We start from the raw sequence: 21247 nt of genomic DNA, 5'->3' as shown, positions 1-21247 counted from the left end.
TTGATATGTAAAAATAAGATAAAAATTTTCTATCAGAGCTGCTAAATATATAATTTAAAGAACACAACTAACTAAACAAACCAAACCATGACATCAATAGAGGACGCTAAAGCCCTGATAAGAAAACACACTCTTTCACTTAAAGAAAGTAAACAACACATTAAAGACTCTCTTGGTTTTGTTTTATCACAAGATGTTTATAGCCCAATAAACCTACCCTCATTTCACCAATCAGCTATGGATGGCTATGCAATAAGTTTTTCATCACCGACAACAAAATTTAAAGTCATAGCTGAAGTTAAAACAGGCGACGTTCAAGCTTTAACATTAAAAAAAGGAGAGTGTACTAGAATTTTCACAGGAGCAATGATACCACAAGGTACAACAGCAGTTGTCATGCAAGAAAAAGTTGTAGCCAATGGAAACGAGATAAATCTACAAGAACTACCAATAAAAGGGTCTAATATTAGACCAATAGGAGAGCAAATCAAAAAAAATCAGATTGCCCTAAACAAAGGAACGCTATTAAATCCTGCAGGAATAGGATTTCTAACAGCTTTAGGAATTACCGACATAAATGTTTATCAAAAACCAAGTATTAGTATAGTTGTAACGGGTAACGAACTAAGCCGGTCAAATGAAAAGCTAGAGCCAGGAAAAATATATGAAAGCAATTCTCAAATGTTGGCATCCGCACTAAACGCTAGCGGATACACCTCAAACAATATAGTTTGGGTCAAAGACGATTTAAATAACACTATTCAAGAACTAGAATTAGCATCAAAAACATCAGATGTTGTAATTGTTAGCGGAGGAATATCGGTTGGTGACTACGATTATGTAGAACAAGCACTTCTAAACATAGGCGTAAAAGAAGTGTTTTATAAGGTAAACCAAAAACCAGGCAAACCTATGTTTTTTGGACACAACGAAACCACCTTGTTTTTTGGTCTTCCCGGCAATCCATCAGCATCCTTAATATGTTTTTATCATTATGTTCTTTTATCATTGAAAATGATGAGCGGGTTTAAGGATGTAGAACTCGAAAAAAGAGAACTAATCTCTCAAAATAACTTTGTTAAAAAAGGCTCTAGGCCACAATTTTTAAAAGCAAAAATAAACCAGTCACAAGCGCAACTATTAGAAGGACAAAGCTCAGCAATGCTTCACACGTTTGCACAAGCAAATGCTCTGGTGTACCTCCCTGAACCTCAACAAAATGTAGTTGTTGGTGACAAAATAACAGCCTACATACTACCATAAATCTAGCTTTAATTATGATGTAAATCATAGTTTGCCTATTTGAAGAAACATACTTTTGAACGTTATATTCTACTCAATATAACGCTAATGAAAAATAAACTAACAATTAAAAGTAGACTGTGGATTATTTCCCAAGAAGAAACGTTTTTGGGAGAGGGTCGTGTAGCTTTATTACTTGCTATTTCTGAGTTAGGCTCAATAAGTAAGGCGGCAAAATCTATGAACATGTCTTATTTAAAGGCTTGGAAATTAGTTGAGTCCATGAACAAAGCTTCGTCACAACCATTAGTAGAGCGTTCTACTGGCGGGAAACAGGGCGGAGGAACAACCCTTACAAAACAAGGACAAAAAGTAATTCAATTATTTAAAAACCTTACAAAAGACCACGACCAATATTTAAATCAAAAACTAGAAAAACACCTCAGAGAGTTTTAATTATGTGCCCAGACAACTTCTTTTACATACTACTGCCTTTAGTAGCGTTTTTATACGCTTCAGTTGGACACGGAGGGGCAAGCGGATACCTTGCTCTTATGGCAATTTTTGGTTTTTCAATAAGCCAAATGAGGCCAACAGTATTAATTCTAAACCTTTTTGTGGCTGGAGTTTCTTTTTACAACTATCATCGAGCAAACCACTTTAAGTGGAGTTTGTTTTACCCTTTTGCCATAACATCCATACCATTTGCATTTTTAGGAGGCACGATAAGTTTAAACATTTCAATATACAAACAGCTATTAGCTGTTTTGTTGATACTCTCAGTCTTAAGATTATTGGGGCTCTTAGGAGCAGAGGAAAAAAACACAAAAAACATAAAGCTATGGCAAGGGTTATTAATTGGGGCTTTAATAGGGCTGTTTTCAGGGATGATAGGAATAGGGGGCGGAATAATATTAAGTCCAGTAATACTATTATTCGGATGGGGAAAAATAAAACATACCGCCGCTGTTTCAGCCTTATTTATTTGGGTGAATTCAGCAGCAGCGCTTTTAGGAAATTTTAGTGGCGGACAATTTAGTATTGATGAAAAAACGCCTATTTTTTTATTTCTTACTGTTGCCGGTGGTTTTTTTGGGGGTTATTTTGGAAGTAAAAAATTTAGTAATAAAAAACTAAACTACTTGTTAGCCTTTGTTTTGGTTATAGCAAGCACAAAACTATTATTAACATGACTCAAGAGCAAGAACTAACAGCTTATGTATTGGCTGGGGGGAAAAGCAGCAGAATGGGACAAGACAAAGGCTTATTGTTTTTAAACGGCACACCTATGGTAAAGTATGTGTTAAACGCATTAAAGAACCATGCCCAATCAATTGTCATACTAGCAAACAACGATAGCTACAATCATTTTGGACACCCAGTTTTTAAAGACGAAGTAAAAAATAGCGGACCACTTTCTGGTTTATGCAAAGGCTTGTCAATTTCTAAAACAGACTGGAACATATTTCTTAGTTGTGATAATCCACACATACACTCAGATTTTATTTCTTTTTTGATTAGCAAAAAAGAGGGGTATCAGGCTGTTGTGCCTTATTACAAAAACAAAAGCTATCCACTAACTGCGGTTTATCACACCTCTTGTTTTGAGGTTTTTAACAACCAATTAAAAAACAAAAAACTAAAGGTAAAAGAAGCATTATCACTGATAAAGGTCAAGCTAATAGACGTACACAATGATTACCCTCTTTTTAATGAAAAATTATTAACAAACATAAACACCCCAGAAGATTTTGAAAAACATAAGAATTACTGTTAAATACTTTGGCTCTATTGTAGACGCAACTAATTGCGATTTTGAAGAGTTTGAGGTCAACAACACAAGTACTGTGGAGCACCTAAACAAACTTATTTTATCAAAATATAAGCCACTAAAAGACGCTGTTTATACTTTGGTATGCAACAAAAAAATAATACAAGCCAATCAATCTCTAAAAGCCAAAGACGAAATAGCACTATTACCCCCTTTCGCTGGAGGATAAAAAAAACGATGATTTCAGAAAAAGAACACATACGCTACGGCCGCCACCTTCTACTAAAGGAGGTTGGAGCTCAGGGTCAGCAAAAACTAAAACAAGCCAGCGTTTTAGTGGTGGGAGCTGGGGGGCTGGGTTGTCCGGCACTTCAATACCTCGTCGCAGCAGGCGTTGGCACAATAGGAATAGCTGATTTTGACAAGATTGAAGAAAGTAACTTACAACGCCAAATACTATTTAACACAGCATCAATAGGAAAAAATAAAGCGACGACAGCTAAAAACGTCTTATCAAAAAACAACCCCTTAATAACAATTAACGCCCACCCAGAAGGATTGCTTCAATCAAACGCTTTAGAGCTTTTTGCAAAGTACGACATAATATTAGATGCCACAGACAATTACGACAGTCGTTACCTAATAAATGACGCCGCATTAATAACTAATAAAAGCGTGGTTTATGCCTCAATATATAAATTTGAAGGTCAGCTTTCGGTTTTTAATTATAAAAACGGCCCCACCTATAGGTGTTTATTTCCACAACCCCCCAACCATTATAAGAGTTGTTCAGAAGAAGGGGTTTTAGGTGTTTTGGCAGGAATAGTAGGCACTCTACAAGCAAATGAAACAATTAAAATTATTTTAGGAATAGGGCGGGTTCTTAGTGGTAAGCTAACCATAATAAACGCCTTAGACAACCAAACACAGACTATACATTTTGATAAGATTCACCAAAAAACCCCATCAGTAGAGGAGTTTTATAACAACGAATACAAACAGAGATGCACAACAACACTCAGAGAGATAAGTGCAAACGAAGTTATGGAGCATATTATCTCAGGAAAAAAAATACAAACTATTGACTTAAGAGAACCAAATGAACTACCAAAACCACCTTTACTAGAGCGTTATAGCACATTGCCGTCAGAAGCCCAAAAAGACGTGCTAACAATAGTGTATTGTCAGTCTGGTGTTCGGAGCGGTCAATTTGTTGAAAAAAATAAGCACACGCCCTCTTTTTTAAGTTTGAAAGGAGGAATAAATGAGTGGATAAAACAATTTCCAAACACCACAACAAAGCAACATGAAAAATAAAATCAAAAACACATTTGTAGACGGAGCCATACAATCAGACTTTATAGCAGATTCTATTCGAAAACACCAACACAAAACCTCGATTGGAGCTCATCAAATATTTTTGGGTCAAGTTAGAGAAGACCTTATAGAAGGAAAAAAAGTTAAGGCTATAGAATACTCTGCTTATGAGCCCATGGCCAATGAGGTTTTTAAAAACATTAGAGAAGCTGCTTTTGAACGCTTTGATCTAACTTGTCTCCACATCTATCACAGTTTAAATACAGTTAAGGTTGGCGAGCTTTGTTTGTTTGTTTTTGTTTCTTCTCCACACCGCAAAGACTGCTTTAACGCCATTCAATATTTGGTGGAAGAAATAAAAGAAAAAGCCCCCATATTCGGCAAAGAAATTTTGGAGGACGATAATTATCAATGGAAAACCAACACATAATATATGATTGACATCACCCACAAAAACACCACTCTGCGATATGCCCACGCTCAAGCAATACTAAAGGTAAGCAAACCAGAAACCATAGACGCCATTAAACAAAACAAGGTGCCTAAAGGAAATGTGTTAGAAATCGCTAGAGCAGCGGGTTTATTGGCGGTAAAAAAAACAGCAGAACTTATTCCAGACTGTCACCCTTTACCAATAGAATATACCCATATTTCATATCAATTGGGCGCTACGCAAATAAACATAGACCTAGAGGTCAAAACAACCTATAAAACAGGAGTTGAGGTTGAAGCCATGCACGGGGCCTCTTTAGTAGCACTCACCCTATACGATATGTTAAAACCTATCGACAAAGGGATAGAGATTTGCAACATTAGACTAAAGGAAAAGCGAGGAGGAAAATCAGACTTTAAGGACGGTTTTAAAACTAACCCAACAGCACACGTTATAGTTTGTTCCGATAGCGTTTCAGTTGGAAAAAAGAAAGATAAAGCAGGAAAGACTGTTGTTCAAAAACTTCAAGAAAATGGCGTTCGAACCACAAACTATAAAATTATTCCTGATGAGGTTGAACAAATCCAAAGCGTCTTTAAAAAAAGCACTAATGAGGAGGTAGATTTGCTCATTTTTGTTGGTGGAACAGGTCTATCACCCAGGGATGTTACTCCAGAGGCAATTCGACCTTTTCTTGAAAGAGAGATTCCTGGCATTATGGAGGCAGCTAGAAGTTATGGACAAAATCGAACACCCTACGCCATACTTTCTAGGGGTCTTGCTGGAGTTACCAATAACACCTTAGTTTTAACACTGCCTGGGTCTACTAATGGGGCCAGCCAAAGTGTGGACGCTTTGTTTCCGTCATTATTGCATATTCTAAGAATTTTCAAAGGGGCTCGACACGACTAGAAAAATGTTTAAATACAACAGCCACCACAAGATAATAACGGTTATAATTTTACTCATTTGGTCGATACTACATTTTTCTACAAAGGAAAAAGAACCAACCTACAACAGTGGTCAAGCTAGAAGTACTGGAGGGGTACAAGATGGAAAAAACCACGGGCACTGGGTATGGTATTATCATAATGGAGCAAAGAAGATGGAGGGAGAATTCAATAAAGGAAAAAGAATCGGAGTATGGATAACTTACGATATTAACGGAAGAAAATTAACACAAGCACAATATGTAAACGACCAGCTTGACGGCGAGTTTATACGATGGATAAGTCTTGAAAAAACACAACACCAATTTTATAAAAACGACCAACTAATACATTTAGATAAATAAGAGGTTGTTTAGGTAAAATCATATTCCCCCTTATTTTTAATAGTTAAGCTCCGATATCAATTAAACGATACAATGGTTTTTTTATCAACGTTATGACTAAAAATTAAAATGAATAAAAGAGGATTGATAGACTTTTTTAGAGCAACCTGTATTGGTTGGGGAATCCTCAACCTATTCTTTCTTTTTATTATCATTTTGATTATGTGGATTGAAGGTATAAAAGGCTATTATTTCCTTATTCACATAATCCTATTGACCTTCGTCTATCTACTTGTGATGATTAAGATAATTAGAGACATAAAACTTGAGATTAAATCAATTTGGAAGCTAATTACTATCGGTTTCCTAATCTTTGTTTCTTATCAGAACTATGACTTTGCTCAGATAGTAATAAATAATAATGGTCGATACCCCTGTAGCTTAGGTGCTAGTTGCCCCTAATAAATAAAGACACTTACAACAATAACTATAAAACAGCTATGCTTAGCTATGATGAAATGTTTTAGCTAAATTTGATAACCAAAATACTTAAACACTAAAGTTGGGAGATAAAATAAATAACCAACAATTGAAACGGCTTTAACCTTAAAAACATACGAGAATGACGACATTCTCAAATTAAACCTTTCAAATTTTACCCATCCCCCAACATTTAGTGTTTTTAACTGCTAAAGCCTTTATTTTGGTAATTCGAATTTTGTTTCCCAAACAGTTTTATCCGACACCTTTTCTAACTTTATAAGTAAGAAAACCACATCATCTTCTTTTACAACAGAACGATCAATAATTACACTTTTTTCAGATTCGTCATTAGCATTTATGACATCACTAAGACGAGGCAAAAAAGGGTAGTTAATGCTTATTTTTTCGTCTTCTGTATGCACAAGCTTTAAGCCTTCTTCAAACAGAATTTCTTCGAATTTCTCACCAATCATTTCATCATTAAGTTCTTTTTCAGCCCCCTCGCTTAAGCCGTTTAGCCAAACATAAAAAGCTTGTGTTGCTGTACGCTTTAAGTCGGGACGAATATACTCGGGAAAAGGACTTCGAATCTGCAAATCTTCATTATTAAACCAAAAACTAAGTGTTTGTTCCACTAGCTGACCATCCACCATATCTTTAGAGATTAATTCCTTTTTCATAACAACATTAATTTTTAACAAAACTAAGCTTCAAGCATGACCGTAAAAATGAGTTAAATCATACTTTTAAACATGATTTATGTCATTTTTTTCAATAAAATCAGGTAATAGGTTTGTAAACATAACTTTTAAAACACACAAAGATGAAAGCGAACACAACCAACACTAAAAGACACCTAACTAAACACCTAACAGTTTTATTCCTTTTGTTATTTTCCGTAGACTCTCTAGCCCAATTTACAATGTCAGGCGAGATAAGGCCTAGAGGAGAGTATAGACATGGTTACAAAACAATCGCTTCTCCAAACCATGATCCAGCGGCTTTTGTTGACCAAAGGTCAAGGTTAAATATGAGTTTTTTGTCTGCTGAATACAAAGTAAAGTTTAGTTTACAAGATGTTCGCGTGTGGGGAAGCCAACCCCAATTAGTGTCAAGCGATGGGCTAACCTCACTACACGAAGGTTGGGGAGAGGTATTCTTAAAACCTAATTACTCGCTAAAAGTTGGTCGTCAAGAAATAATTTATGATGATCATCGAATTTTTGGTAGTGTTGATTGGACACAACAAGCAAGAAGCCACGACGCAGCAATTTTGAAATTTAAAAACAACAATTATAACCTTCATTTTGGAGCTGCTTACAACCAAGACAAAGCAGGGTTGAGCGGCCAGTTGGCTAGTAATGGTACATATAAGACTTTCCAATACGCTTGGTATAACCACGAGGCCTCAAATTTCAAACTAAGTGCACTTATTTTAAACAACGGAAAACAAGTGTTTTTAACTGACTCTCAAGGAAACATCACCGGTGGGAGAAATAACTACAGTCAAACAATGGGTGGAAGACTGTCATTTAACACTTCAGACGCACTAATTCATATAGCAGGATATATACAGAGAGGGGAAGAAGCTGATGTTGTTGACACAGAAATACAAGCGTATAACTTCAAGATAGACGGAACACTTCCATTGAGCGATAACTTCAAGGCTACCGCAGGCTTAGAAATGCTATCGGGAAATAGTGAGTTAACAACAAATGATAAGAACCACGCCTTTAATCCTTTTTATGGCACAAATCACAAGTTTAACGGACACATGGATTATTTTTTCGTAGGAAACCACATTAATAGTGTTGGTTTGAACGACTACTTCCTAACAGGAGTTTATAAAAAAAATGCCTACACCTTTGTAGCCAGCCTACACTATTTCCACTCCAATGCTAGTGTGAAAGACGATGCTGAATTTGCAAGAACAGGAAGAACAACAGAAGCCGACAAACACCTTGGAACAGAGTTGGATATGAGTTTAGCATATAGCGTGTCTAAAGATGTCAGTATAAAAGCGGGTTATTCATTTCTTGAACCAACCGAAACACTAGGCTATCTAAAAGGTGGCGACATCAACGAACGCAACGAATGGGGCTGGTTAATGATTGTATTTAAACCCAACTTCATCAAGGGATAATCGAAACTAAAAACGCAAACAAATTATATTATGGAAAAGTTTAAGATTTTTGACTTCAGCCAAGAAAAAATTAAAACGATGCACTTTACATGGATTGCTTTTTTCTTGACATTTTTCGTCTGGTTCAACATGGCTCCTTTAGCAACAACAATGCTTGCAACCATAGATTGGCTAACCAAAGACCACATTAAGATTTTAGCTATCTGCAATGTGGCTCTTACTATACCCGCAAGGATTGTTGTTGGGTCCCTAATAGATAAGTATGGACCAAAACGTGTTTTCTCAGGCCTAATGATTATTACATCAATTCCTGTTTTCTTTTTTGCTTTTGGCGACACCTTTATGCAACTTTTGGTTTCTAGATTATTGTTAGGAACTATCGGTGCAGGCTTTGTTATTGGTATTAAGATGATGGCAATATGGTTTCCAAAACATATGATTGGACGAGCCGAAGGGTTTTATGCGGGCTGGGGAAACTTTGGCTCTGCTTTTGCGGCTATGACACTACCTTGGTTAGCCATTACTGTTTTTCAAGACTGGCTAGGCTTTGCTGAAGACGGTTGGAGATACGCCTTATTATTAAACGGCTTAGTGTGTTTATTATATGGTATTGCCTACCCTTTTTTAGTAGAAGACTGTCCCCCCGATAAAGAAATTAAATTCGCGCCCAAAGCAGAACCCATGAGAGTTACTTCTTATGGCGACCTTATACAATATATAGTTTGGTCTTTTCCTTTAATAGGAGCTATGGGTTTTTTAGCTTGGCGCGTGGGTAAAGTATCTATAAACGGACAGCCATTTTTACCAGAAACGATGCTTAATATAATTTATGGGTTGTTGGCATTAATATACGTTGCCCACGTTATTAAAATACTTCAAACAAACTTACCCGACTTAAAAGCAGGAATTCCAGAAAATAAAAAATACCCATGGAGCAGCGTTGCAGCTTTAAACAGCACTTATTTTGCAAACTTTGGAGCTGAGTTGGCGGTGGTATCTATGTTGCCAATGTTTTTTGAGAACGTATTTAAAAACCTTACCGACTCAAGCGGAAACATGATAATGACAGCTACTCTTGCTGGATTGGTTGCCGCCTCTTTTGCTTTTGTTAATCTTTTTGCTAGACCTTTAGGTGGGTATTTGTCTGATAAAATGGCTAATAGAAAAAAAACAATGCTTGTTTATATGATTGGAATAGCAATAGGATTTTTCTGTATGGGGCTTATTGCAAAATACGGGCCTGTTATCGATGGTGTTCAAACGATAGTTCCTATGTTCGACGGAATGTGGTGGTTTGTGATTGCTATTATCATTACCATTGCCTGTTCTATTTTCGTTCAAGGAGCCGAGGGAGCTACCTTTGCTATCATACCAATGATTAAGAGGGGTATGACAGGACAAATTGCAGGCATGTCAGGAGCATACGGAAACGTTGGAGCTGTTGTCTATCTAGTCATTTATTCTATGGTAGATGACAAAACCTTCTTTTACATTATTGCAGGAGGGGCAGCCTTAAGCTTTTTATACTGCCTGCTATTCTTAAAAGCACCAGAAAAAAATTACCAAGACGAATACTAACAAATAAAAACAAATCAAATGTCAGTAAACATAAAAGATTGGAATGTAGAAGACGAAAGTTTTTGGAACTCTAAAGGAAAAGAAATAGCAAACAAAAACCTATGGCGTTCTATTCCTGCTCTACTTCTAGCATTTTCTATTTGGATTATGTGGGGGGTGTTGATTAAGTATATGAAAGAGTTTGGCTTTAATTTTGGTTTAACAGACGGGCTTGTTCCTGGCTCAGACCAATTTATTAATAAACTCAAAGAGATTAACAACTTGTATTATACCTTACCCGCAATTGCTGGTTTGGCGGGAGCCACATTACGGCTTCCAAACTCTTTTCTTATCTCTTTAGGAGGGGGTAGAAATGTTATTTTTATTACAACAGGACTTTTATTGATTCCTGCTATCGGTACCGGTATGGCATTAAGCGACATCAATACGCCATATATGTTTTTTGCTGTAATGGCACTACTCTCAGGTTTTGGCGGCGGTAATTTTGCTTCTTCGATGAGTAATATTAGCTTCTTTTTCCCAAAGAAAGTACAAGGCTACGCCCTAGGAATGAATGCTGGATTAGGAAACTTAGGGGTTGGTGTTATGCAAAAATTAATACCATTAGTGGTTACGGTTTCGTTGTTTGGAGGAACCGCAGGGTCGATAGCCACGGCCAAAGGCGCTCCATTTGAGGGCTTACAAAACGCTGCTTGGGTATGGGTGCCTTTAATAGCGTTAGCCACCCTTGGAGCATTTTTTGGAATGAATAATGTTTCTACAGGAACACCAAGCCTTCCCAACACACTAAAAGGAGTGTCCAAAACACTTTATATGGTTGTTTTGGGGATAACCGCTGCGGCTATTGGGGCATTCATGCTAATAGGGTTGCCTTGGGCAGATTGGGGCTTAAAAAACACCTCTATGTGGATTGTTTTACCAATAGTTGTTGTTGTTGCAGTACTATTAATGAAACACGCCACACCAACAGAGATTAAGGGAAACCTCAAAAAACAATTTTCTATATTAGGTGACAAACATAACTGGATAATGACCATCATTTACACCATGACCTTTGGTTCATTCATTGGTTATTCTATGGTGTTTCCAAAACTAGCACAAGACATATTTGTTTATTCTAACCCTCAAGACCCCAGCTGGGCTAACCCCAACGCACCAAATATTATGTTATGGGCTTTTTTAGGGCCAGTAATTGGGGCCTTAATCAGACCTCTAGGAGGAATATTATCAGACAAAGTAAACAGTGGGGCAAAAGTTACAATGTGGAGTACGATATTTCAAATTATTGCAGCTCTAACGGTAGCATATTATGTAGTCGAAGCAAAAGGAACAGAAACACCAGAAACATATTGGTGGCCATTCTTCATTGCTTTTATGGTTTTATTTTTAACTACAGGAATAGGCAATGGCTCTACCTTTAGGAGTATCCCTTACATATTTAGCAAAGAAAAAGCGGGACCTGTTTTGGGTTGGACCTCAGCTATTGCCGCCTATGGCGCCTTTATAATTCCTAAAGTTTTTGGTCAGCAAGTAAAAGCAGGACACGCAGAATACGCCCTATATGGCTTTGCGGTTTATTACCTAATTTGCCTTATCCTAAACTGGTGGTATTATCAAGGTCCAAAAAGAGAGTTTGATAATCCATAAATATGATTTAGGTCATATTATTATCACAAGCATAATCCGTTATTTACATTAAAATACAACGCTGATTAGCTTATGAGAATAATAGATAAAAAAACAGGCAAAAGAATAGTTGGTTCTAATCAAAAAGAAATCAACAAATCACTAAACAAACTAGACCCTATACAAAGAAACGCCTTGAAGGGCGATGAGTTAGAAGAACACTCTCCTATGGATCCTCCAACAGCTTATGATTCAACCTATACTGTAGAGGGTGTTAAATACGAAGACATGAACCCTCTTTTGCAAGGGTTTGTCGATGACCATAAGTTGGCCATTGAAAAACTACAAACCTTCGAACAATCTTTAATTAGCTTTAAGGAGAACAACTACATTCTAACCAAAGAAATAAATGACTCTTTTAGCTCTTTTTTTCAGTTTTATGATGAAAGCATTTCAGACCATAATATTAGAGAAGAAAAACAACTTTTTCCATTACTACATCAAAGACTAATTGAATCAGGAGAAAAAAGCGAGGGAGACCAGCCACAGACAGCTATAGACATGATGGAGGACGACCACGTAAAACTAATTCAACTTAGTGTTTTGACATTTAACATATTGGGCTTAGCGACCAGGCTTCCAGACAACCACTCAAAAGCATTAGCTTTTGATGTTGCTTTTAACAACGGGATGGAATTTGTGGAACTTTTAAGACTCCATATATACAGAGAGGACAATATTTTATTTCCATTAGCCCATCAATTAATTACGCCAAAAGAATTTACCGAGATAACAAAGCGATGAACAAACAAACTTGTTTAACAGATCGGTATGGTAGGGTTCATAATTATTTAAGAATATCACTTACAGAAAGATGTAACCTAAGGTGTTTCTATTGTATGCCTGAAGAAGGAATTCCTATTAGAGAGAAGTCCTGTTTTATGACCCAAGAAGAATTGCTTGTAATAGCAAGAACCTTTGTTGAATTAGGAGTAAATAAAATTAGGCTTACAGGAGGAGAGCCCCTAATTAGAAAAGATGCTCATCAGATAATTCTTCAGTTAGCAAAATTAGATGTAGAACTTGCCATCACAACTAACGGTGTGTTAGTAGATCAATTCATAAAAACATTTAATGCTGCCGGAATAAGGGCGGTAAACGTCAGTTTAGACTCTCTTGTTGAGGTCAAACAAAATAAAATTAGCAGAAGAAATTATTTTAAAAGAGTGTTTGACAACATTTGTCTTTTGGTTGATGAGGGCTTTTATGTAAAAATAAATGTGGTGCTTATAAAAGGGGTTAACGATGATGAAATAATAGATTTCATTGAGTTAAGTAAAGATAAAAATGTTCACATACGATTTATAGAATTTATGCCTTTTGATGGCAATAAATGGGATTGGTCCAAAGGGGTTGGGTATAAAGAAATAATGGACGTAGTACAAGGCCATTATAGTAAATCTAACATTGAAAAAGAGCAAGCCAACACTAACGATACCGCAATTTCTTACGCCATAAAGAGCTATAAAGGAACGTTTGGAATAATTAGTTCAGTAACCCAACCCTTTTGTAGTGGGTGCAACAGAATAAGGCTGACTGCAGATGGTAAAATCAAAAACTGTTTATTTTCTAATTCTGAAACAGATTTGTTATATGCCTTAAGAAACAACACAACCAGCATTTATGAGTTGATAAAAAATAATTTACAATCTAAGAAAGCAGAACGAGGCGGAATGAAATTATTCAACACAATATCAGACCCCTCTGAAATAACACCAAACAGAAGTATGATTAGCATAGGAGGTTGAGTATAGCCACCATTAAAGACTGTTTAATATTTGTAATTTTGTAATAGAAAAATTTAACGTCCCTTAAAATGACAAAGCCAAATAATATAATTGAAACACCACATTGTACTGAATGCGACTCAAGGTGTGACAACCAATTGTTCAACACCTTGTCAGTATTAGAACTAGACAAGACAAGCAAAGAAAAAGGGGGGTGTTGCTATAAAAAAGGGCAACATATTTTTACCGAAGGCACTCGTGGTCACGGTTTGTATTGTGTTTATAAAGGAAAGGTAAAAATTCATAAACTTGGTGTTGAAGCCAAAGAGCAAATCGTTCGTTTTGCCAAAGAAGGAGACGTTATTGGTTATCGCTCATTGTTAAGCAATGAGCCATACTATGCAACCGCATCAGCTCTTGAAGACTCGATACTTTGTTATATTTCAAAAAAGACATTTTTAGAAATGCTAGAAAACAACAAAAACCTTTCTTATAATGTTATTCAAATGCTAACACAAAACCTAAAAGAGTCGGAGAAAAAAATAATCAACCTAAAACAAAAGCCTGTTATTCAAAGGGTTAGCGAATCGTTATTAATTCTAAAAGAAAAGTTTGGTCTTACTGAAGACGGCTACCTTACTGTAAAACTTAGTAGACGAGAAATTGGAGACCTATCGGGAGTAACAACAGAAACAACCATACGAACACTATCAGAGCTCAACAAAAAAGGCATCATACACCTAAAAGGTAAATCCATAGGCTTGGTAAATATGAGCCGTCTTGTCGAGACCGCAAACATTTACGATTAATTTTCTGGTTTTCTTCCGTAGAAGTAGTCTGTAGATTTACGGATTTTATCTTTATTCCAATTCCAAATGACCAATTGGTATTTTCTCCATATATAGTCTATTGGTGCAACCAAAAAGTGCACAAATCGAGTAAAAGGAATTATAGCCACAATAAAGAAAGCCGAAAAGATGTGAATTTGTATTATCCACGGCATCTCGCTTACAGCACTAATTTCAGGATTAAATGCAAAAATAGACCTTAGATAAGGTGTTAAAACACCAGCAAACCACGACGATCCCCAACGCTCAAAATAAGCTATACCAAGACCAGAAACAAATTGAACTATTAACACGGTATATACTAACATATCCATTTTGTTTGTCGAGACAACAATCATTTTGCTTTCCAATCGACGCTTGATGAGTAGAATTAAGCCAATTAGTGCTGATAAACCAAATACAAAAGACGATATTTCTAATATAATTAAACGCACCGGCTCTCCATTCCAAGCCAATAAGGCTTTTGGAAATAGAAATGCGATGAGGTGTCCAAAAAACAAGACCATTAAACCCCAGTGGAACGGCTGACTACCCCAAAACAATTTTTTTCTCTCTAAAAACTGTGAAGATAACGAAGAAACTTGAAAACCTCTTTTCTTGTATCGATAAATTGATCCTATTATGAAAATAACAACGGTTATATATGGAAATATAGAAAAGAGAAAATAGTCTAACATGCCAACATTATTTTCTAATCCTTCTTTGATTAAAAACACAATAAATGAAGCGGCGATTAACATACTTAAAAGTACATTGACATAGTTGTTGGCTTTGGGTTTAATCCTCATGCGTTTTTCCTCAACAACAGGCCAAATTTTATAAACAACAAATAGGGTAAGCCCCAAAATAATAACCGCAAGTCCAATAAGAGAATAATTAATTGTTTTTTCAAAAATAAGCGAATCTAATAACATCATTTTTTCGTAGTTTTAGTTGTTGTAAATGAGCAGCCACCGCCACATAAATTAGCAAGACCAACAGGCGTTGCCGAGTAGGCGGGGATTTCAGAATCATTGTTAAAATCTGTTTTTAACACCATCAATAGTGCTTGTAAAGCGTTTTGATAAATATTACCATCAGAAATATTTTCCATAATGATGGCTTTTTGTTTTTTCTTCATAACCTTATTCTTTAAGGCCATTCTTCCAGTCTCAAATTCTTCTAGCATTTTTTCTACCGCAGGAATAAGTGCGATTTGAACCAATTCGTCCACAAAAGTTTTGTCTTCAGAAACAGCGATAAGATGTAAAACGTGAGGCAAGTTGTCTGCTAATTCCTCTCCACAGTCGTGTTTAAGTTTTAACTGTTCATTTTTCATATTAACCAAAAACTCTCCTCTAGAGTAATCTTCACCAAATAAAACATAGCCGATATCTAAATAGCAAATGGCTTGAATATGAAATGTAAAACCAAAAACCTCTTCAATTTCGAACAAATCTTTACCTTCTACATAGCTCAAAAATCGCTTAAACGAAGAGCCCGCCTCTGGGTAGTAACGATTTAAAAAAGCCGAACACTTCTTGACGTTTTCAACATAGCCCTTTTTGGGGTACTTGAATATTTCTGCTAATGTTAAATATTGCTCTTTCATTATAATCCTCTAGCAGGTCTTTCTTTAAATCCAAATCCATTTTCTCCTTTAAACTCAGCTGTAGCCTCAAGCATTTCAATAGACTCCTCTCTATGAGCGGGCGGAATAACGAAACGCTCCTCAAAGGTGGCAAGCGATGTTAGCCTATAGATAGCGTTTGCGGAATCTCCATTAATTTTTGCTTTTGCCATCAAATCCTTGACCTCATCTTGAGGTAAATCTCCGACTGTTTCTGCTCTACGATGAACCTTAACAGCCATCATTTTGTCGTATACTTTTCTTACAATATCGGTATCTCCCGCAGAAAATAAGGAGGCGATATACTTCATTGGCAATCGATTTTCGTCAATACTTGGAAACAAAGACTTAGAACTTGACTCATATACCCCATCGCCGTCAACCTGAGCCATTCCGGGTAGCATTGGAGGAACATAAAATAGGTTAGGGATAGTTCTAAACTCTGGATGTAAAGGAAGTGCAATTTCCCACTCTTTAACAAACTTGTACACCGGCGAGTCTTGAGCAGCCTTTATAGTAGATTCAGCTATTCCACATTTTTTAGCCTCTTCTATAACCTTAGGGTCATTGGGGTCTAGGTATATATCTAGCTGCTTATCCACTAAATCTTTTTCGTCGCAAGATGCTACCTCATGAATTTTGTCTGCATCGTATAGCATAACACCAAGATATCTAATACGCCCAACACAAGAATGCATACATGCAGGAGCTTGACCCGACTCCAGTCTTGGATAGCAAAGGATACACTTTTCAGACTTACCACTACTCCAATTGTAATATGTTTTTTTATAGGGACAAGCAGTCACACACATTCTCCACGCTCTACAACGCTCTTGATTAATGAGAACAACACCATCCTCACCCCTTTTGTATAAAGCACCAGAAGGACATGACGCCACACAAGCCGGATTAAGGCAGTGGTTACATATTCGAGGCAGATACATCATTGTCATCTTTTCTAACTGAAACATAGCCTCTTGTTCGGCATTACTCAAGCTTTTGAAGTTGGTATCTTTACGCGCATAGTCTGGCGAACCACCCAAGTCATCATCCCAGTTAGGACCAGCCTTAATTTCCATAGGCTCACCAGTAATTAATGAAACCGCCCTTCCAATAGGTTGGTCATCTCCCTCTGGCGAGGTAAATAAATCTTCGTATTTATATCTCCATGGGTGGTAATAATCATCTAATACTGGCATATTAGGATTGTGAAAGATGTTTTTCAAACCTTTTAATTTTCCAGCACCTTTTAAAGAAACAGTATCGCCGTTTTTTTCCCACCCCCCTTGGTAAATATCTTGATCTTCCCATTTTGTGGGGTATCCAGTTCCTGGTTTTGTTTCTACATTATTCCACCACATGTATTCAGCACCCTTTCTATCTGTCCAGATGTTTTTACAAGCGACAGAGCAAGTGTGACAACCAATACATTTGTCTAAATGAAAAACCATTGAAATTTGCGACCTAATATCCATAATACTATCTATTTCTTTATTAATATTCTACTTTTTCCATTTTACGAACCAACACATGGGTGTCTCTATTGACGCCTACTGGCCCCCAATAGTTGAAGTGATAGGTAAATTGACCGTAACCACCACACATTAAATTTGGCTTAAGGTGTACCCTTGTAAAAGAATTGTTCATACCCCCTCGTCTTGGCTCACCATTTTTACCCCTTCTTTCTTGTGACTTAGGGATGTTATACGTCCTTTCTACAGCGTGATATACAATACATACACCTTTAGGAATACGAGAACTTACACAAGCCCTTGCCACATATGTACCATGGTCATTATAAACTTCTACGTGGTCGTTATCGTTTATTCCTAATTCGGCAGCATCTACCTCACTAATCCAGCAAGGCTCAGCCCCTCTAGAAAGCGTAAGCATTCTTAATGTATCTCCATAAGTGGAGTGAATGTGCCATTTTCCATGCGGAGTAAGGCAGTTAAGCATTTTTGCTTTACCATCATTTACAGTAACCCTCAGGTCGCCATAAGCTTCGGGGGTAGGTGAAGGTTTATAGGTCGATAGATGCTCTCCAAAAGCGATATAAGCATCATGATCTAAGTAAAAATGCTGTCTTCCCGTAAGTGTTCTCCAAGGGACAAACATGTCAACATTGTATGTGTAGGCGGCATAGGTTCTGCCATCATGCATAAGACCAGACCATAAAGGAGAAGAATTATAGCGTTTAGGTTGTGCTTGAAGGTCCATATATTCCATTTGAACACTTTCATAAGCGTCTCCTAACTTGGCAATTTCTGGGACACCGATTTTTTCTGCCATATTCTCATAACAACGCTTACTTAACTTACCGTTTGTTAGTGTTGATAGTTTCAATATTGCGTTTATAGCTTCAACATCTTCTTTTAATGAAGGGTATTCTGTTCCATCATCCCATTTGGATATGTGTTGTCTTCTTTGCAACATTTCTTGGTAGACATCTTCACATTTGTAAGAATTTCCGTGTGCGCCCAATCCGTTTTCTGCAACCCCTTTACCCAAAGAAATAAATTTGTCATATATTTTGGTGTAATCCCTATCCTTAAATACAATTTTATGCATTGTTTTGCCAGGAATAGCTTCGCACTCTCCTTTACTCCAATCTTGTAAATTAGTTTGGCTAATTTCATCTTTTGAATCATGAACCAATGGCACATTTACAACATCCTTCATGACATCAGGTAAGTAATGAGGTGCCATTTCTTGAACTTTTTTGGCTAAACCTTGAAAAATTTGCCAGTCCGTTTTTGCCTCCCATACTGGTGGAATAGCCTCAGAAAGGGGGTGAATAAACGAATGCATGTCTGTTGAGTTGATATCGGCTTTTTCATACCAAGAGGCAGTTGGCAGAACAATGTCAGAATACAAGGCTGAAGTGTCCATTCTAAAGTTGATATCAATCACCAGGTCCATTTTTCCTCTAGCACCTTCTTTCTTAAATTCAATATCTTGTACAACGTCACCAGCCACCTCATCTGCAATTTTATTGTTATGTGTGCCTAAATAATGGTCTAAGAAATACTCATGTCCTTTGGCTGATGTACCAATGGCATTACCTCTCCATATAAACCACACTCTAGGGAAGTTAATCTCTTCGTCTGGTTGAGCCACAGAATGTACCAAGGAGCCGTCTTTTAACTGATTGACAATATGCTTACGCATAGCCTCGTCAGTCGTATGTCCAGCCTCTTGAGCCTCTCTAACAATATCGTAATTACTCTTATTGTATTGTGGGTAGTAAGGCATCCAACCATTTCGAACTGACATAACCGCCCAGTCAGCACTATGCATATTAGCGAGTTTATTCTCAGGCGATGAGTTATAGTATTTTTGATTGCCATCATACCTCCATTGTGAGGAGTTGATATAATGCCAAATAGGACCTTGTTGTAACCTTGGAGCTGTTCCCCAATCTTTAGAACTCATTATGGTTGCCCAAGAGTCCATAGGGGCTAATTTTTCCTGTCCAACATAATGGTTCATTCCTCCACCATTTTTTCCATTACAACCCGTTAGCATTTGAGCCATTATTGATGAGCGATACATTAAGTTGTTGTGGAACCAGTGATTGATTGCAGCACCAACTATTACCATACACGCCCCTTCTGTTTTCTCTGCCGTATTTGCCCATTCACGAGAAATTTGAATAACTTCTTTTTGACTAAGTCCTGTAAAGATTTCTTGCCATGCAGGGGTGTAGGCACTGTCTTTGTCGTCATATGACGAAGGATAATCCCCTTCTAAACCTCTACCAACACCGTATTGTGCCATAGTAACATCGTAGATAGTTGTTACTGGAACTTTATTGCCTTCTTTATCAACAATATATCTCACAGGAACTCCACGAACTGCCTTTTTATCTAAGCCGTATTCGGTGAATTCAACCTGAAGGATATCATCATTGTTTTCAATTAAAGTTAATTCTGGATCGTATTCTTTACCAGTTTCACCATCATTAAAATTGAGGTTCCATTTTCCTTTTTCTTCCTGCCAACGATAACCCGATGTTCCCATCGGAGAAACCAAGCTGCCTGTTTTGGAGTCAAAATTTAAAAACTTCCAATCGCTATTTTCAACGTTTTTAAAGTTCACAACCTCATTAACACGCACCATTTTTCCAGGTAAGTAATTGTCCCCATTTTTATTAAGCTTAATTAGAAACGGACAATCAGTAAATCGTTTTACATAATCTATGAAGTAAGGAACTTGTCTATCAACATGAAATTCTTTTAGAATAACATGAGTTACCGCCATCCAAAAAGCACCGTCTGAACCAGCGTGTAATGGCAACCATTGATCGGCGTGTTTTGCGACCATACTAAAGTCTGGTGACATTACTACTGTTTTTGTACCATTGTGTCTCGCTTCAGAAAAGAAATGAATATCAGGTGTTCTAGTCATGCCGAGATTAGCACCCATCGAAATGATATATTTAGACTTGTACCAATCAGCACTTTCACATACATCAGTTTGTTCTCCCCATATCTCTGGGAAAGCGTTTGGCAAGTCACAATACCAATCGTAAAAACTTAGATTTACACCACCCATTAATTGTAGATACCTTGCTCCTGAGGCGTAGCTTAACATACTCATAGCCGGAATAGGAGAAAAACCTATAAGACGATCAGGACCGTACTTTTGAACAGTATAAATATTTGAGGCTGCGATTAGCTCAGTAATCTCATCCCAATGTACTCTTCTAAAACCACCTTTTCCTCTAGCTCTTTGGTAACGGTGTCTTTTTTGAGGGTCTGCTTGTAAATTTGCCCAAGCCTGTACTGCATCGCCACCAGCTTTTTCTTTTTCTACACGAAATAAATCAATTAGAGCACCTCTTACAATAGGGTATTTTACACGTATAGGACTATACAAATACCAAGAGTATGAAATACCTCTTTGACAACCCCTAGGCTCGTAAGGGGGTACTTCTTTATTAAATTGTGGGTAATCCAATTGCTGCATTTCCCAAACAACAACACCATCTTTTACATGTATAGCCCACGAACAGCCACCAGTACAGTTAACGCCATGCGTACTTCTAATAACTTTGTCGTATTGCCATCTATTTCTGTAAAATTCTTCCCACTTTCGTGTTTTAGGTGATATGATGTCTTCTATCCAACTCATA

The 21247-nt window shown here is 37.0% G+C and carries 21 protein-coding genes; 16 read left to right on the top strand and 5 right to left on the bottom strand.

The window, feature by feature from the left end; genetic code table 11:
* Positions 1–87: 87 nt before the first annotated feature.
* The 10 genes from ISP71_04485 to ISP71_04440 all read left to right on the top strand — a co-directional run bounded on the left by ISP71_04485 (position 88) and on the right by ISP71_04440 (position 6498).
* Complete coding sequence (locus ISP71_04485; GenBank protein MBL6663344.1) at positions 88–1263, top strand: molybdopterin molybdotransferase MoeA; 1176 nt, start codon at positions 88–90, stop codon at positions 1261–1263.
* A gap of 87 nt (positions 1264–1350) precedes the next feature.
* Positions 1351–1698: a LysR family transcriptional regulator gene (locus ISP71_04480; GenBank protein ID MBL6663343.1), complete on the top strand. Its 348-nt coding sequence runs from the start codon at positions 1351–1353 to the stop codon at positions 1696–1698.
* 2 nt (positions 1699–1700) lie between these two features.
* Positions 1701–2435, top strand: coding sequence for a sulfite exporter TauE/SafE family protein (locus ISP71_04475; protein ID MBL6663342.1), 735 nt, complete (start codon positions 1701–1703; stop codon positions 2433–2435).
* Positions 2432–3019, top strand: coding sequence for a molybdenum cofactor guanylyltransferase (locus ISP71_04470; protein MBL6663341.1), 588 nt, complete (start codon positions 2432–2434; stop codon positions 3017–3019). Before ISP71_04475 ends, ISP71_04470 begins: the two co-directional genes overlap by 4 nt.
* Positions 2994–3242 carry a MoaD/ThiS family protein gene (locus ISP71_04465; protein ID MBL6663340.1) on the top strand — a complete coding sequence of 83 codons (249 nt, stop codon included), beginning with the start codon at positions 2994–2996 and terminating at the stop codon, positions 3240–3242. The genes ISP71_04470 and ISP71_04465 overlap by 26 nt, the downstream gene beginning before the upstream one ends.
* Positions 3243–3250: 8 nt before the next feature.
* Positions 3251–4330 (top strand): HesA/MoeB/ThiF family protein, encoded by a 1080-nt coding sequence (locus ISP71_04460; protein MBL6663339.1) that lies wholly within the window; start codon positions 3251–3253, stop codon positions 4328–4330.
* Complete coding sequence (locus ISP71_04455; GenBank protein MBL6663338.1) at positions 4320–4760, top strand: molybdenum cofactor biosynthesis protein MoaE; 441 nt, start codon at positions 4320–4322, stop codon at positions 4758–4760. Before ISP71_04460 ends, ISP71_04455 begins: the two co-directional genes overlap by 11 nt.
* 3 nt (positions 4761–4763) lie before the next feature.
* Positions 4764–5675, top strand: a complete 912-nt coding sequence (locus ISP71_04450) for a bifunctional molybdenum cofactor biosynthesis protein MoaC/MoaB (protein ID MBL6663337.1) — start codon at positions 4764–4766, stop codon at positions 5673–5675.
* 4 nt (positions 5676–5679) lie between these two features.
* Entirely contained in the window at positions 5680–6057 is a 378-nt protein-coding gene (locus ISP71_04445; GenBank protein ID MBL6663336.1) for a hypothetical protein, read from the top strand.
* Positions 6058–6165: 108 nt separating this feature from the next.
* Positions 6166–6498: a hypothetical protein gene (locus ISP71_04440; GenBank protein ID MBL6663335.1), complete on the top strand. Its 333-nt coding sequence runs from the start codon at positions 6166–6168 to the stop codon at positions 6496–6498.
* 236 nt (positions 6499–6734) lie between these two features.
* Here ISP71_04440 and ISP71_04435 read toward each other — a convergent pair whose 3' ends face one another.
* Positions 6735–7199 (bottom strand): hypothetical protein, encoded by a 465-nt coding sequence (locus ISP71_04435; protein ID MBL6663334.1) that lies wholly within the window; start codon positions 7197–7199, stop codon positions 6735–6737.
* A 143-nt stretch (positions 7200–7342) separates the two neighbouring features.
* Here ISP71_04435 and ISP71_04430 point away from each other — a divergent pair, with 143 nt between their 5' ends.
* The 6 genes from ISP71_04430 to ISP71_04405 all read left to right on the top strand — a co-directional run bounded on the left by ISP71_04430 (position 7343) and on the right by ISP71_04405 (position 14462).
* Positions 7343–8662 carry an alginate export family protein gene (locus tag ISP71_04430; protein MBL6663333.1) on the top strand — a complete coding sequence of 440 codons (1320 nt, stop codon included), beginning with the start codon at positions 7343–7345 and terminating at the stop codon, positions 8660–8662.
* Between the two features lie 30 nt (positions 8663–8692).
* Positions 8693–10240 (top strand): MFS transporter, encoded by a 1548-nt coding sequence (locus tag ISP71_04425; protein ID MBL6663332.1) that lies wholly within the window; start codon positions 8693–8695, stop codon positions 10238–10240.
* Positions 10241–10258: 18 nt separating this feature from the next.
* Entirely contained in the window at positions 10259–11887 is a 1629-nt protein-coding gene (locus ISP71_04420; protein MBL6663331.1) for a NarK/NasA family nitrate transporter, read from the top strand.
* Positions 11888–11959: 72 nt separating this feature from the next.
* Positions 11960–12670 (top strand): hemerythrin domain-containing protein, encoded by a 711-nt coding sequence (locus ISP71_04415; GenBank protein MBL6663330.1) that lies wholly within the window; start codon positions 11960–11962, stop codon positions 12668–12670.
* On the top strand, positions 12667–13674 hold the full coding sequence (moaA, locus tag ISP71_04410; GenBank protein MBL6663329.1) for a GTP 3',8-cyclase MoaA: 1008 nt from the start codon (positions 12667–12669) through the stop codon (positions 13672–13674). The genes ISP71_04415 and moaA overlap by 4 nt, the downstream gene beginning before the upstream one ends.
* Positions 13675–13742: 68 nt before the next feature.
* Entirely contained in the window at positions 13743–14462 is a 720-nt protein-coding gene (locus ISP71_04405; GenBank protein MBL6663328.1) for a Crp/Fnr family transcriptional regulator, read from the top strand.
* On the opposite strand, the gene narI is transcribed toward ISP71_04405, so the two are convergent.
* The 4 genes from narI to ISP71_04385 are packed head-to-tail and all read right to left on the bottom strand — an operon-like array spanning position 14459 to position 21246.
* On the bottom strand, positions 14459–15418 hold the full coding sequence (gene narI, locus ISP71_04400) for a respiratory nitrate reductase subunit gamma (protein MBL6663327.1): 960 nt from the start codon (positions 15416–15418) through the stop codon (positions 14459–14461). The two genes, ISP71_04405 and narI, sit on opposite strands and share 4 nt — an antisense overlap.
* Complete coding sequence (locus ISP71_04395; GenBank protein MBL6663326.1) at positions 15415–16092, bottom strand: hypothetical protein; 678 nt, start codon at positions 16090–16092, stop codon at positions 15415–15417. Before ISP71_04395 ends, narI begins: the two co-directional genes overlap by 4 nt.
* Complete coding sequence (narH, locus tag ISP71_04390; GenBank protein MBL6663325.1) at positions 16092–17585, bottom strand: nitrate reductase subunit beta; 1494 nt, start codon at positions 17583–17585, stop codon at positions 16092–16094. Before narH ends, ISP71_04395 begins: the two co-directional genes overlap by 1 nt.
* A 19-nt stretch (positions 17586–17604) precedes the next feature.
* Positions 17605–21246 carry a nitrate reductase subunit alpha gene (locus ISP71_04385; GenBank protein ID MBL6663324.1) on the bottom strand — a complete coding sequence of 1214 codons (3642 nt, stop codon included), beginning with the start codon at positions 21244–21246 and terminating at the stop codon, positions 17605–17607.
* Between the last annotated feature and the right edge of the window lies 1 nt (position 21247).

The sequence above is a fragment of the Flavobacteriales bacterium genome, assembly GCA_016779995.1.
GTDB lineage: Bacteria > Bacteroidota > Bacteroidia > Flavobacteriales > UBA7312 > UBA8444.
Note: the sequence above shows the minus strand (reverse complement) of the source record. Positions and strands in the feature narration are given on the sequence as shown.